The organism is uncultured Capnocytophaga sp. (assembly GCF_938029845.1).
Taxonomy (GTDB): Bacteria; Bacteroidota; Bacteroidia; order Flavobacteriales; family Flavobacteriaceae; genus Capnocytophaga.
Window position 1 is genome coordinate 45,692 of record NZ_CALHGG010000027.1, and the last position, 13,550, is coordinate 59,241.

At 42.0% G+C, this 13,550-nt stretch carries 10 protein-coding genes; 3 read left to right on the top strand and 7 right to left on the bottom strand.

The window, feature by feature from the left end; all coding sequences use genetic code 11:
• Nucleotides 1–99: 99 nt before the first annotated feature.
• The 3 genes from ccsA (at nt 100) to carA (ending at nt 5,995) form a co-directional block, all read left to right on the top strand.
• Entirely contained in the window at nt 100–3,243 is a 3,144-nt protein-coding gene (gene ccsA, locus Q0625_RS02110) for a cytochrome c biogenesis protein CcsA (protein ID WP_298823245.1), read from the top strand.
• A 7-nt stretch (nt 3,244–3,250) separates the two neighbouring features.
• Nucleotides 3,251–4,702, top strand: a complete 1,452-nt coding sequence (locus Q0625_RS02115) for a DUF4832 domain-containing protein (RefSeq protein ID WP_298823246.1) — start codon at nt 3,251–3,253, stop codon at nt 4,700–4,702.
• A 186-nt stretch (nt 4,703–4,888) separates the two neighbouring features.
• Nucleotides 4,889–5,995 carry a glutamine-hydrolyzing carbamoyl-phosphate synthase small subunit gene (gene carA, locus Q0625_RS02120; RefSeq protein ID WP_298823247.1) on the top strand — a complete coding sequence of 369 codons (1,107 nt, stop codon included), beginning with the start codon at nt 4,889–4,891 and terminating at the stop codon, nt 5,993–5,995.
• Nucleotides 5,996–6,050: 55 nt separating this feature from the next.
• Here the strand turns inward: carA and Q0625_RS02125 are convergent, their stop codons facing one another.
• From Q0625_RS02125 to Q0625_RS02155, 7 genes are all read right to left on the bottom strand, one after another.
• Nucleotides 6,051–6,293: a hypothetical protein gene (locus Q0625_RS02125; RefSeq protein WP_298823248.1), complete on the bottom strand. Its 243-nt coding sequence runs from the start codon at nt 6,291–6,293 to the stop codon at nt 6,051–6,053.
• Entirely contained in the window at nt 6,275–6,589 is a 315-nt protein-coding gene (locus Q0625_RS02130; protein WP_298823249.1) for a hypothetical protein, read from the bottom strand. Before Q0625_RS02130 ends, Q0625_RS02125 begins: the two co-directional genes overlap by 19 nt.
• 7 nt (nt 6,590–6,596) lie before the next feature.
• Complete coding sequence (locus tag Q0625_RS02135; RefSeq protein ID WP_298823250.1) at nt 6,597–7,274, bottom strand: DUF2625 domain-containing protein; 678 nt, start codon at nt 7,272–7,274, stop codon at nt 6,597–6,599.
• A gap of 72 nt (nt 7,275–7,346) precedes the next feature.
• Entirely contained in the window at nt 7,347–8,930 is a 1,584-nt protein-coding gene (gene atpA / locus Q0625_RS02140) for a F0F1 ATP synthase subunit alpha (RefSeq protein ID WP_298823251.1), read from the bottom strand.
• 170 nt (nt 8,931–9,100) lie between these two features.
• Nucleotides 9,101–11,596 carry a DUF2339 domain-containing protein gene (locus Q0625_RS02145; RefSeq protein ID WP_298823252.1) on the bottom strand — a complete coding sequence of 832 codons (2,496 nt, stop codon included), beginning with the start codon at nt 11,594–11,596 and terminating at the stop codon, nt 9,101–9,103.
• Nucleotides 11,597–11,701: 105 nt separating this feature from the next.
• A complete protein-coding gene (locus tag Q0625_RS02150) occupies nt 11,702–12,598 on the bottom strand; it encodes a WYL domain-containing transcriptional regulator (protein ID WP_298823253.1) in 897 nt (298 codons plus the stop codon).
• Between the two features lie 11 nt (nt 12,599–12,609).
• Nucleotides 12,610–13,440, bottom strand: coding sequence for a metallophosphoesterase (locus Q0625_RS02155; protein WP_298823254.1), 831 nt, complete (start codon nt 13,438–13,440; stop codon nt 12,610–12,612).
• Nucleotides 13,441–13,550 lie beyond the last annotated feature (110 nt).

Consider the following 13,550-nt stretch of genomic DNA (forward strand, 5'->3'; position numbering starts at 1 on the left):
TAGGGTGCAAATTAACTGCTAATAGCTAAAACTAACCCCTGAAGTATTTGTCTTATATGATTATATTTCGTATTTTTGCCCTCTGAAAATATTCAGAAAATGCTTAAAAAACTCACGCAATTCCTTATTTCTACACGCCTAATGGCAGTGCTTTTCTTAGCCTATGGGGCTGCTCTTGCCTTAGGTACTTTTGTGGAAACCTGGTATAACACCGATACAGCCAAAATCTGGATCTACAATGCTTGGTGGTTTGAACTCATCATGGCGCTTTTTGTCATCAACTTTATTGGAAATATTGGCCGCTATCGCCTCTTGAAGCGCGAGAATTGGGCTGTTTTTGTCCTACATGCCTCATGGATATTTATCATCGTAGGGGCGGGCGTAACCCGCTACATCAGCGATGAGGGCAAGCTTGCCCTCCGTGAGGGGGAAGAAGCGGACTTCTATACCTCCGAGCTAACCTATATCACCGCTCAAGTAGATGGCACCTATGAGGGACAACCCTTGCGCAAAGCCAAACAAACGGAAGTACTCTTCTCCGAATTCACCTCCAATTCCTATAAGTGGGCTTCGGATTTCAAGGGAAAAGACTTCCGTATAGAATTGAAACAATTCATTGCCAATGCTGAAGAATCCTTTGTGGAGGATGCCAATGGCGAAGACTATCTTAAGATAGTAGAAAGTTCAGGCGGAGAAGGGCATGAACACTACCTCAAGGCAGGGAGTATCGAGAATTTCCATGGACTACCTATTACTCTAAACAATCCTACGAAAGGGGCTATCAATCTTCAGATTACCCCTGAGGGAAGCTATATCACCAGCCCCTATATGGGAAGTTATATGACCATGGGGGATCAAAAAATATTTGATGTAGTCAAAGACAGCATACAACCCCTCCAATACCGCTGCCTTTACAATATAGGAGGTATGCGATTCGTATTGCCTGAACCTCTAAAGAAAGGAAAGATGATCATGGCTCCTATCCCCAAAAACAAGCGAACTGCCTCCGACCAAAGTGCTCTTATTATGACCATTACCGCAGCAGGAGAAACCAAAGAGGTAGAGGTACCTGGCAGACGCGATGTTATCAACCCTCCCACTTCCGTGGAAGTAGGCGGACTTACCTTCCATCTCAATTATGGTTCGGTGCGTATGCCCCTACCTTTCAAAGTAAAATTGGACGATTTTATTGCCGACAAATACCCTGGTACGGAGCGTAGCTACTCCTCTTTTAAGAGTAAAGTTACTGTAACCTCCCCAGAGGAGACCTTCAAATACGACATCTACATGAACAACATCCTCAACTATAAGGGATACCGCTTCTTCCAAGCTAACTTCTTCCCCGATGAAAAAGGTAGTATCCTCTCCGTTAATCACGATTTTTGGGGCACCTTGCTCACTTATATTGGCTATACCCTACTCTATATAGGTCTTATTGCTAGCATGTTTTTCGGAAAGACACGCTTTGTCCAACTTAGCCAAAGACTCAAAAAGTTGTATAACAAGCGCCGAGGCGTCCTCACCCTCTTGGTACTGTTTTTCTCAGTAGGTGCTTATGCCCAACACGAGTCTTTTGAACTAACTCCCTCACAGATAGACTCCCTTATCAAAGCTACTACGGTGAAAAAGGAACATGCCGACCGCTTTGCCCACTTGGTGATCCAAGACGAAGACGGTCGTATGAAGCCTATCAATACCTTCGCCTCAGAACTACTAAGAAAAGTAAGCAAGGCGGATACTTTCCGTGGTCTTGATGCCAATCAGGTATTCCTCTCCATGCTGCTCAATCGCCAACTATGGTACAATGTGGATTTTTTCTATATCAAAAAAGACAACGACAGTCTGCATAAGATCTTAGGCGTAGAAAAAGGCCTTAAGCGCGTACGTGCTTTGGACTTCTTGGATAAGGAATATAACAACAAACTCAATCCCTACCTAGTAGAGGCTTATTCTACCTCCAACCCCAACCAATTCCAAAAGGAGTTCAAGGAAGTAGATACTAAGATGCACCTTTTGGAACGTGCCCTTTCAGGGAGTATTTTACGCATTTTCCCACTAAAGGATAATCCTAATAACAAATGGATTTCTCCAATGGATATGTATGAAAATCCTAGCTATACTCAGGATACCTTGGAGGCTGGCTTTATCAAGCACTCCTTCCGCTGGTACCTCTCCTCGGTAAAGAGAGCCACAGAAACAGGTGATTACAGCGAAGCAGAAAAAATCCTAAGCCTACTTAAAGATAACCAACGGGCAGTAGGTAAGGCGGTAATTCCTTCAGAAAGACAAATCAATGCAGAGATACTTTACAACAAGTATGATGTTTTCAAGAGTCTCTTTAGCTGGTATTTATACGTAGGAACACTCATGTTTATCGTGCTTATTGCTCGTATTTTCAAAGAGCGAAAGGCACTGCGTATCATCACTCAAGTATGTACAGGACTACTCTTTTTACTCTTTGCGCTACATACCGCAGGGCTTGCTTTCCGTTGGTATATCTCGGGTCATGCTCCGTGGAGTGATGCTTATGAGAGTATGATCTATGTGGCATGGGCTACTATGGGTATTGGGCTTTGCTTTGCACGTCGCTCCCCACTGAGCCTAGCCTCTACTGCCTTTGTGACCTCCATGATCCTGATGATTGCCCACTGGAACTGGCTTGACCCTTCCATAGGCAACTTACAACCTGTACTGAATAGCTACTGGCTGATGCTCCACGTAGCGGTAATTGTAGGTAGTTACGGACCTTTTGCTTTGGGTATGATTCTGGGAGTAATCAATCTATTCCTCATTATTATAGCCAATAAAAAGAACCTAGAAAAGGTAAAGAGCGTAATGGAAGAACTTACCATTGTCAATGAGTTAGCACTTACCGTAGGACTTATCATGCTTACCATAGGAAACTTCTTAGGCGCCCAATGGGCTAATGAAAGCTGGGGTCGCTATTGGGGCTGGGATCCTAAGGAAACATGGGCTTTGGTGAGTATCATGGTATATGCCTTTGTGATCCATATGCGCATTGTTCCTCCTTTGCGTGGTATATGGGGGTTCAACTTTGCTAGCGTAGTGGCTTTTGCTAGCATCCTAATGACCTATTTTGGGGTTAATTTCTACCTCTCTGGCCTGCATAGTTACGCCAGCGGAGAAAAAGTGATTACTCCTAACTTTGTCTATTATGCAGCCATCTTTGTCATTGTTTTAGGTGTAGTGTCCTTCATAAGAAGAAAAAATCTAAAAGAGTAGTTGCTCCATGAAACCTATTCTCCTATTACCATTCTGCTTACTGCTCTTTGCCCACTGCGAGAAAACGAATTCTGAAGCAACAACTTCTGCTGCTACAGATTATAGTCAAATGCAGATGAAACAGTATACCGAAAGCCAAGCAGCTATCCTTAATCCTGAACGAGGGTTCTATACGCATCGCGGCTTTTCGGCAAATAAGAACGAAACACTCTCGGCTGGTGATATCCAGAAATATCGTGAGGAAGGTATCTCACTTGTGTTCACTATATACTATCTGAAGGAGTTCCGTAACAAACCTATATCTGAGGCTTTTCTTGAGCGAATCCGACACAATATGCAGGTGCTACGTGAAGGAGGGAATAAGGCTATTGTGCGCTTTGCTTATACTTCTTCCAGAGAAGAAAGACCTTGGGATGCCCCTTGGGAGATTACCCAAAGACATATAGCTCAACTCAAACCCATCCTCCAAGAATATGCAGACGTAATTTGCCTGATGGAGGCAGGTTTTGTAGGGGTATGGGGAGAATGGTACTATACGGATAATTATGTATACAAACCTAAAGAGGGAGCGTATGCTCCCAGAGCTCGTGTTCTTGTAGCTCTTTTGGATGCGCTCCCCTCTGATAGAATGATTGCTGTACGCACCCCTCAGGCCAAACTCCTTACCCAAGGTATCACGCCAAAGGATACTCTCAGCCTTTCGACAGCCTTCAAGGGGACACCTCTGGCTCGTATTGCCGCCCATAATGACTGTTTTTTAGCTGACGAAGATGATAGAGGTACCTTTGCTAATAACCTTGCTTATAGAAAGTATTGGGAGGCAGAAAGCAAATATACTGCGATGGGAGGAGAGACTTGTGCGCTTTCTTCCTTAGTGGCATGTAACCATGCTTTAGCTCAATTCTCTCAATATCATTGGTCTTACCTCAATCGGGACTATCACGAAGATGTTTTCAGACAATGGAAAGGAGAAAAATGCCTTAATGAAATTCAGAAACGATTGGGTTATCGTTTTTCCCTAGTCAAGGGTTACTTCTCCAAAACTCCCAAAATAGGAAGTCCCTATCAGATAGAATTACAACTAAAAAATACAGGGTGGGCATCTCCTTTCAACCCTCGTAGCGTGGAGTTATTGTTCATATCTCAAGAGAATCCTGATGAAAAATACAAAATCACCTTAGCCGATGACCCTTGTTACTGGTTTGCAGGAAAAACAAGTATACTAAAGACTACTTTCTTGCTACCACATGGTATGAGCAAAGGGAAATATACGATCTACCTAAACCTACCCGATCCGCGAGAGCCCCTTTCCAAAAGAAAAGAATATAGTATACAATTAGCAAATAAAGATATTTGGAACTCTCAAAAGGGATATAACAAGATACAAGAGGTAACACTCTCTGAAATAGGAGAAAATGACCTAAGAGGTATCCCCTCTTTAGAAAAATTCACAGAGTAAAAACAATGCTATTTTATTTGGAATAAGGCGTTACTTACTGAAAAACACAGTCTTACAAGTCCTAGCCAATTTAGGAAATCTCTTCCCCTTAAAAGCAAGATTGGCTATCAAAATTTCATTAAAAAACCATTATTTCTCCAATAAAAATTGTATTTTTGCACCAATAACACAAGTGTGATTATTCTAATGAAATATACACAAAAAAAACCAGCAATTGTCCTCTTGGAGGACGGCACTGTTTTCTATGGGAAAGCTGTAGGAAAAGAAGGAAGTGCCTTTGGAGAAATCTGTTTTAATACAGGAATGACTGGCTATCAAGAAATCTTTACCGACCCTTCCTACTTTGGGCAAATCATGGTAGCCGCTACCGTTCATATAGGTAATTACGGAGCTTTCTCCGAGGAAAACGAATCCGATGGGGTGAAGATTGCAGGTCTGGTATGTCGCAACTTTAGTGAGTTCGGCTCCCGTCCTATCAGTGAGGAATCCTTGGGAGCTTTCCTTGAAAAATATGGTCTTTTTGTAGTAAGTGAAGTAGATACCCGTGCCTTAGTATCTTACATACGTGATCATGGGAGTATGAATGCGGTACTCTCCACTGAAGTGGATAACATAGAAGGACTCAAAGCACAACTCAAGGCACAACCTTCCATGAAGGGCTTGGCGTTGGCTCCTGAGGTATCCACCAAGGAGGCTTATTTCGTAGGAGATGAAAACGCCCCTTATCGTGTGGCTGCCTTGGATTTGGGTATCAAACGCAATATATTGCGCAACTTAGCCGCTCGCGGTGCCTATATCAAGGTATTCCCGCATACAGCTACCTTTGAAGAGCTCAATGCTTTTGCCCCTGATGGCTTCTTCCTCTCCAATGGCCCTGGAGACCCTGAACCACTAACCGAGGCTATTACGCTTACTCAACAGATTATTGAGAGTGGCAAACCTATATTTGGTATTTGCTTAGGTCACCAGCTTATCGCTCTCTCCCAAGGAGTGCCTACCTATAAGATGCGCAATGGTCACAGAGGCATCAACCACCCTGTAAAGAACCTCCTTACTGGCAAGAGTGAGATTACCTCTCAGAATCATGGTTTTGCAGTAAATAAGGAATTAGCAGAAAAGAACCCGAATATAGAAATCACCCACTTACATCTCAATGACGGCACCGTAGCGGGTATTCGCCTCAAGAATCGCCCCGTATTCAGCGTACAATACCACCCTGAAGCCGCCCCAGGCCCTCATGATGCGAGCTATCTCTTTGATCAATTCATTGAGCTTATGAAAAATAACAAGTAACACAATAACTAATAAAACAACACGCCTTGTATAATCTACAAGGCGTGTTGCTATTTTATACTTGTAACACCTGTCCATAAAACAGAGTTGATGAAAGGGTTTTCTTTGTCAACTTTTGATACTGATAGACAAATTCTTCAAAGGTAATCTCCTCTCCTGCTTTCAAGATATAGAGTATTTCCTTATCTGTATGGTCAAAAACAATCCTCAATTCCTTGTCCTCTAAAAGAAAGATATCCTCTTCATATCCTACTTTTTCATAGAAAACCAATCTGCTGATTATTTGATTTTTAAGCACATATACCTTTTTTGTAAATTCTCTTGCTTAACTACACTACCCATTTCTGTAAAAATCTCTGTATCAGCAGTTATCTCTACCAAAGGAAGTCCTAACGCTTCCCTGTAACTGTTTTTTAAGACTGAAGTAAGGGAAACTGCTGTTCCTTTCTTACTTGGTGTAAGTTTCCCTTTAAGAAAATTCTTTCTTTTCCTCCACCAATATATAAGTCCCAATAAAGGAAGAATAAGCCAAATATAGGCATATACAAACTGTAATACAACCGATATCCAAAAATCCTTCGTGAATCCCTCCATACCTCTATTATTTCTCCAAGAGTTGTCTTTGCATATCCATCGTAAGGCGATAGCTTTCCTCGATAGGAACTACCTTTCGACTGACAGCCTCTATCTGTTGTCCTTCTTTTGTCCAGAGGAAAGGAAAGAATGAAAACACTTGATTTCCATTGAGCTTAGCGACTTCTTCCTGCCAGCCTTCCCAATAGTAAGGTTCATAGAACAGATCTATATCCCCCTCCAGTGTCCAGCAGACAAATTCAGAATAGCCACAGTTCATAGGTTCCCAAGAAAGTGTATCAGGGGCTAAGTAGTATATCTGTCCTAGGTCATCTTGTCCGAAAGCACCTCCATTGATGGCGAAAAATCCTCCCAAGATATCATCCGCTACCAAGAGGAATGCAGGGGGCTGACCATAATCCTCAAAAGTTTTCCCCTTATTCCACTGGAACATTCCTCTGTCCAATCTTTCACTGCCCGAACCTAAGAGACGTATCCAACCGCCATTTATAAGGATACCTCCTGTCTCATAGAGGATAGCTCCCATGGGCGAACGGGTAGTTATCTGTGCATTCAGCAGTTCTGTTTCTGCTCGCTTGGCATCACGGGGTAGTACTTCATAAGTATTGATAGCCTCTTGTAACCATTCCTGTATCAAGTCCCATGCGGGCTCTTCCTTATTAATCAGTTCTTCTAATGTTCTCATATTTCTCTTTATTTAAAAAATATTGCCCCACACAAGTGTAGGGCAGTATTATCAATAATATTAAATTAAAAACTATTTCACGATATATTTTTTCGCTATCTCTTTGGCTACGCTTTCCAAAACAGAAGTAATCTCATCATTGATCTTTCCTGCTTTAATTTCCAAAAGAGTATCCTCATGAGAAGCACGTAGGTTTTCCAAGTATTCTTTTTCAAACTCACGTACACTTTCCACTGGGATTTGGCGCAATAGGTTCTTAGAACCTACATAGATAATCGCTACTTGATCTTCTACCTTATAAGGGGTATTGGATGGTTGTTTAAGGATTTCCACATTGCGCTTTCCTTTCTCAATCACGTTGCTGGTAGCTGCATCAAGGTCTGAACCGAACTTAGCAAAAGCTGCCAACTCACGGAACTGTGCTTGGTCAAGCTTGAGGGTACCTGCTACCTTCTTCATAGACTTGATCTGAGCGGAACCTCCTACACGAGATACAGAGATACCCACGTTGATCGCTGGACGTACCCCAGAGTTGAATAGGTCAGACTCAAGGAATATCTGTCCGTCGGTGATAGAAATCACGTTGGTTGGGATATAAGCGGAAACGTCCCCTGCTTGAGTTTCTATCACTGGAAGTGCGGTAAGAGAACCTCCACCCTTTACAAGGTGTTTGATAGAATCAGGAAGGTCATTCATATTGCGGGCTACATTGTCATCCTTAATCACCTTAGCGGCACGTTCCAAAAGGCGAGAGTGCAAGTAGAACACGTCCCCAGGGTATGCCTCACGTCCAGGTGGGCGACGAAGCAAGAGAGATACCTCACGGTAAGCCATCGCTTGCTTAGAAAGGTCATCATAGATAATGAGTGCCGGGCGACCTGTATCACGGAAGTATTCCCCAATCGCTACCCCTGCAAAAGGTGCATATACCTGCATAGGTGCTGGATCAGAAGCATTGGCTGCTACGATAGTGGTATAGGCGAGTGCTCCTGCATCTTCCAAGGTTTTGGCAATTCCTGCTACAGTAGAGGCTTTTTGACCAATGGCTACATAGATACAATATACAGGATTACCTGCATCGTAGAACTCTTTTTGGTTAAGGATGGTATCAATACATACCGTAGTTTTACCTGTTTGTCTGTCCCCGATCACAAGCTCACGCTGACCGCGTCCGATAGGAATCATAGCGTCAATAGCCTTGATTCCTGTTTGCAAAGGTTCATTTACGGGTTGGCGATAGATTACCCCTGGCGCCTTACGCTCGAAAGGCATTTCGTAAAGCTCACCTAAGATAGGGCCTTTACCGTCAATAGGTTCACCTAAGGTATTGATTACACGTCCTACGATTCCCTCCCCTACTTTGATAGAGGCAATGGTTTTAGTACGTTTTACTGTATCCCCTTCTTTTATTTGGGTAGAAGACCCAAGGAGTACCACCCCCACATGATCTTCTTCAAGGTTAAGCACCATTCCTTCTTGTCCTGATTCGAAACGGACAAGCTCTCCATTTTCCACTTTGGAGAGACCGAAAATGCGAGCAATCCCATCTCCTACTTCTAATACCGTCCCTACCTCTTCTAAGGATACAGACGCATCGAAGTTTGCTAATTGTTTCTTAAGAATCGCTGAAACTTCAGCCGCCTTTATTTGTGCCATTATTTTTATGTATGAATATATTCCTTTTTATCTTTTTATAAAAGCTACCTATTTGGTACTTCTATAAATTTTCGTGCAAAGATACAAAAAAAATTCAAATCTACTAGCACGTAAATATCTTTTTTTAATGACCAAGAACTAGTAACTAATGACTAGTGACTTGTCACTTATCATTTGTCATTATTTCCTATTTTCTTATCGTACTTCACATAGAGGAAGGAAGCGATCATAAGCAATACTCCAAGTACGACCAATACCACCACCCTAGAAATAGTACTTAGGTGAGCGATGTCGTAGAAAAAGAGCTTGACAAGAGTAAAGAGAATCAAAGAGATACTAGCTATTCGCATATAGCTTTTGCCCTGATGTATTCCCTTCACAAGCATGAATACGCCATAAGACACCCATAAGATGCTCAGACCCAATTTGTAATTGGAAGTAGCTCCTAAAAGCTCTGTCCAGTGTAGCCACTCGCTACTTACGACCCATAGGACAACTCCATAAAGCACCAAATCACGTACCTTTTTGTTTTTAAAGTTGATAGCTTCTGCATCGAGCAACTTGTACGTTTGCCATAACAACAGAGCAAAAGCGGATAGTGCTATATAACGAATGGCAATATACATCATATTAGGCATATAGGTTAGGTATAAGCCCCTGAGTTCACTGAGCAAATACAACCCTTGGGTCAACATGATAATTGCTATAACAAGATTGAATGCTAAGTTATTGAACAAGATTTTTTCCTTGCGAATATAGGGTGTATCTATCCATGTAAAGAGGGCAAAGTAAGTTACCGTATAGACAATGAGCCACATTTGCTTAAAGTAATGCAAACTATCATAGAGTTTCATTTCTGTATCCGCTTCTACTGCATATTGGTTTATCCTTATTACCCAATAATTATATATCTCTATATAAAAAGTGGCATATAACACTATAAACAGGAGGACATTGATCACATAATCAAACGTTTCAGAGGCTTTTTCCCTATAACGGCTATTGACATAGGAGATACCCGCTACTATACCTACATAAAGCAATGAGTTAAGGAAGGTGGTATTGAGAAAAGCTGTTACTTTCTCAGGAGTTGAGGCAACGAGTTCCTGCACTTCTAACCAATTGCTCCAAAGGCTAGAAGTTGCTAAAGGGAGGAGTATATAGGAAATCACCTCGTACATACGGATTTTTTGGCTACGTCCTACCCAGAAAAGACCACCTGCCTCCATTGTCCAGAAGAGAGTAATCCAAACCCCTTTAAAATAGATAGGTATGGCAATGGTTATAAAAGATATAGCCAAGATGAGACTTAGGTACTTCAACTCCTTGGAAGCCCCCCTACTACGGGTATAGAAATACACCAAGAAGTGGAAGAGCGCATTGGCCAAGGTGAATACGGTCAGATAATCACGTGTCTGAGCAAATACATTTTCAAAGGTAAAGGTTAGCCCAAATGAATAGAATAACAAGGTGTTAGAGAGCAAAATAAGTATATCCCCTATTGTAAAAGTATCCTTAGCCCATAACTTGCGTACAATGAATGCAAAATGGAAGATAAGGTAATAAATCAACAAGAAAGAGAAATAAAGTCCTTGGTTATCCTCGTATTTGAACACATGGAGGGTTAGGTAGAGTGCCCAAGTAAAGACAAAGGCAGAATGATAAAGCCAGCGCCATTGCTTATAAAAGGAAATGACCAATATACCCACATTGATAAAAGCTACATAGGAGAGGAGTACCCATACATGTCCGCCACCATTACTAAGCAAGAAAGGCACCGCATAGCCCCCTACCATACCAATGAGCGCAATAATTTGCTGGTTGTAGTTTAGGGCAAACCAAATAGTAGCGACTGTAACAAAGAACATCAGCGCGAAAGCCACCCCTATAGGGTACATTTGGTAAAAGTCATAAGCCACATAGGTTAGGAAATAGAATATCGCCATCGCTCCACTGACAAGTACCGCACTGAATTTTTCATATTTAGGCTTGAGATAATAGCCTACCCCAAAGAGAGCTGCCCCCACGAGATAACCCAAGATGACACGCATAGTAGGGCTAATAAGATCGTGTTCAATAGAGTACTTCACTCCAATAAACACCCCTATGAGGATAATGGCAATCCCTATCTTGTTAAAGAGATTTCCTCCAATAAAGCGTTCCCAATCCTCTTTTTTAATCAGTTTAGGCCACTCTATCACAGGTTCGTTTTTGTCCTTGGAAGCAGAAGCTTCCACCTTAGAAGGGGTAATAGGTGTCTCGATAGCTACCTTTTGAATAGGTTTTTCTTCGTGGGCAACCTTTTCTGCTGCTACTTTTTCTTCTACTGGAGCAACTTTCTCTACAGAGATAGGTTTTTCCTCTACCTCCTTTTGGGGTGTCTCCTGCTCCACTTTTGGCACTTCGATTTTTTCTTCTTTGAGTATTTCCACCTTTTCTTCCTTTGGAATTTCTGTATTCTTATTTACAGGGGGGATTACTTCTTCCTCTGTCACAGGTTGAAATACCTCTTTAGGTTTGGGCGCACTGCCCTTAGCTGGAGTAGGAGTTGTGAGCTGCTCCAACTGTCTCTGTATTAGTAAGACTTTTTGGGTGATATAAGATTGGTTGCGGAGAATACCGTCCAATTTCCCATCCAACAAAGCCCATTTATCCTCTGAACTCATAATAATATGATTTTGCTAGGGACAAATGTACAAAAAAAATTTCAATTTGACAATTGGTCAATTTGCTAATCGTCTCATTGTCTAATTAGCTAATTGTCTAATCGGCTAATTATACTGTTTGTATCCTGCTTTAAGGCGTGCTTTAACCTGCTGGGCTAAGGAGGCGGGAGCGAGTACCTTTAGCGAATCACTAAAGGAGCAGAGCCGCATTACCAAGTCGTAAGGAGCCTCCCCTTGGGGAAAAGCAAGGGTCAGTTGTACACGTATCTCTTTATCATCCTCAAAAACAATCTCTTGTGTGGGATGCAACTTGAGTGTTTTCACATATTGTCCTTGCTCATAGTTAAAAGAAAGGAGTATTTGTTGACGAGGGTCATTCTCAGCCATAGAGATCCCATAGAAATAGTTAAAGAATGTCTCCATATCCAGTTTTGGGCGTTCCACCTCTACTTCTAATACCTTTAGGTTACTCATCCTATCGAAAGCAAAAGCCTTGAGTTTGAAAGACTGTTTGTCGTCCGTAGCGATAAGGTACCAACGTCCCTGGTATTCCTTTACTGCATAGGCTAGTGCCTCTCTTTCGGTGGTCTCCTCCGAGTAAAAAGCTTTGTAGTGGAAAGAGATCAAGAGGTCTTGGGTAATAGCTGTAAGAATAGGGTTGAGCATCTCCAAGCCCCTTTCGGGTTGGGGTTCCACAAGGAGGACATGCTGATCTTTTGCCCTTCGGTAGGCTTCCATAAGCAGAAGGTGGTCTAAGAGGAGCTGTTGATCTGAAAGCGTTTCAGGGTCTATTCTCCATATTTTTTCCTTATTATCAAAGATAATCTCTATACCAAAAGCATTTTCTATATCATTGAAGTCTCTTCTTATGGTTCTATCACTGTAGATTATACCCGCTTCCTTCAACTTCTCACTGATTTTTTGTGCTGACAAGCCCTTTTTATTGGCTGTAAGCAAACTTACTATACGTACTAAACGTTCTATTTGGATTGTTTTTGCCATGTTTTTAGGGATTAGGAGTTATTTTCACCATTTACTTCTATATACCGTCCCCACTCAAATCCTTCATTTTCTTCACGCATCACATAACCGAGTTGGTTGGTGGTCAGTATAGTCTTTCCAATCCTAAAATCAGGTTGGTTGAAGTGGTGATGCCCATAGATCCAATAGTCAATGGCACTCTTTTCAATAAAATCGGTAAGGCCAAGGACAAAGGCATCGTTCAGTACACTGCCCAAGTACGTTTGTGGGTAGTACTTAAGGGTGGGGACATAGTGGGTAGCCACTACAATATGCTCTATTTCACCTGCTTTTTTGGCTTGGGTGGCCTTTTTGACGGCTGTTTTGAGAAACTTAACTGCTGTTTTGTTGAAAGCGTTGAAGTCTGTCACTTGTAGGGAGTCTATTTCCTCTCCTTTTTCAGGGTTTTGCACGGTGATATAGTGGAAGTCACTCATACCATATTTGATTTTAGCGGCATTCTTCTTGCCGATATGGCTCCACATGGTACAGAGAATCAACTGGGTACGACCAATACGCTCGGTATAGTTGTCCACCAAAAAGAGATTACGGATTTCCTTCATTGGCTGCTCATAGCGGGTAGCGGCGTAGTGGTGAGTAAAGACATAGTACTCATGATTGCCTGGGATCCAGAACACTTTTTTGTAGCCCTTGCATAGGTCGGCTATCTCACTCTTATACATCACACGAGAGAGATTAACGAAAGGACACAAGTCACCTGCAATAATAAGGATATCGCCTACACGCTCTATGGCGTTGTTGTCAATCCAGCTGAGATTGTCTTGAAACTCAAGATGTAAATCGGAAAAATATTGTATTTTCATCAATAATGGTTAATAGTTAATGATGTTGAGCAACAATTAGAAAGCATTTTAACCTTATAAGACGCAATAAATTGCGTCTCTACATAGGTGGTGGCTAAGACAATTTCTAA

Coding starts and splice junctions, on each gene's coding strand:
- ccsA (WP_298823245.1), top strand. CDS start 100: ATGCTTAAAAAACTCACGCAATTCCTTATTTCTACACGCCTAATGGCA.
- Q0625_RS02115 (WP_298823246.1), top strand. CDS start 3,251: ATGAAACCTATTCTCCTATTACCATTCTGCTTACTGCTCTTTGCCCAC.
- carA (WP_298823247.1), top strand. CDS start 4,889: ATGAAATATACACAAAAAAAACCAGCAATTGTCCTCTTGGAGGACGGC.
- Q0625_RS02130 (WP_298823249.1), bottom strand. CDS start 6,589: ATGGAGGGATTCACGAAGGATTTTTGGATATCGGTTGTATTACAGTTT.
- Q0625_RS02135 (WP_298823250.1), bottom strand. CDS start 7,274: ATGAGAACATTAGAAGAACTGATTAATAAGGAAGAGCCCGCATGGGAC.
- atpA (WP_298823251.1), bottom strand. CDS start 8,930: ATGGCACAAATAAAGGCGGCTGAAGTTTCAGCGATTCTTAAGAAACAA.
- Q0625_RS02145 (WP_298823252.1), bottom strand. CDS start 11,596: ATGAGTTCAGAGGATAAATGGGCTTTGTTGGATGGGAAATTGGACGGT.
- Q0625_RS02150 (WP_298823253.1), bottom strand. CDS start 12,598: ATGGCAAAAACAATCCAAATAGAACGTTTAGTACGTATAGTAAGTTTG.
- Q0625_RS02155 (WP_298823254.1), bottom strand. CDS start 13,440: ATGAAAATACAATATTTTTCCGATTTACATCTTGAGTTTCAAGACAAT.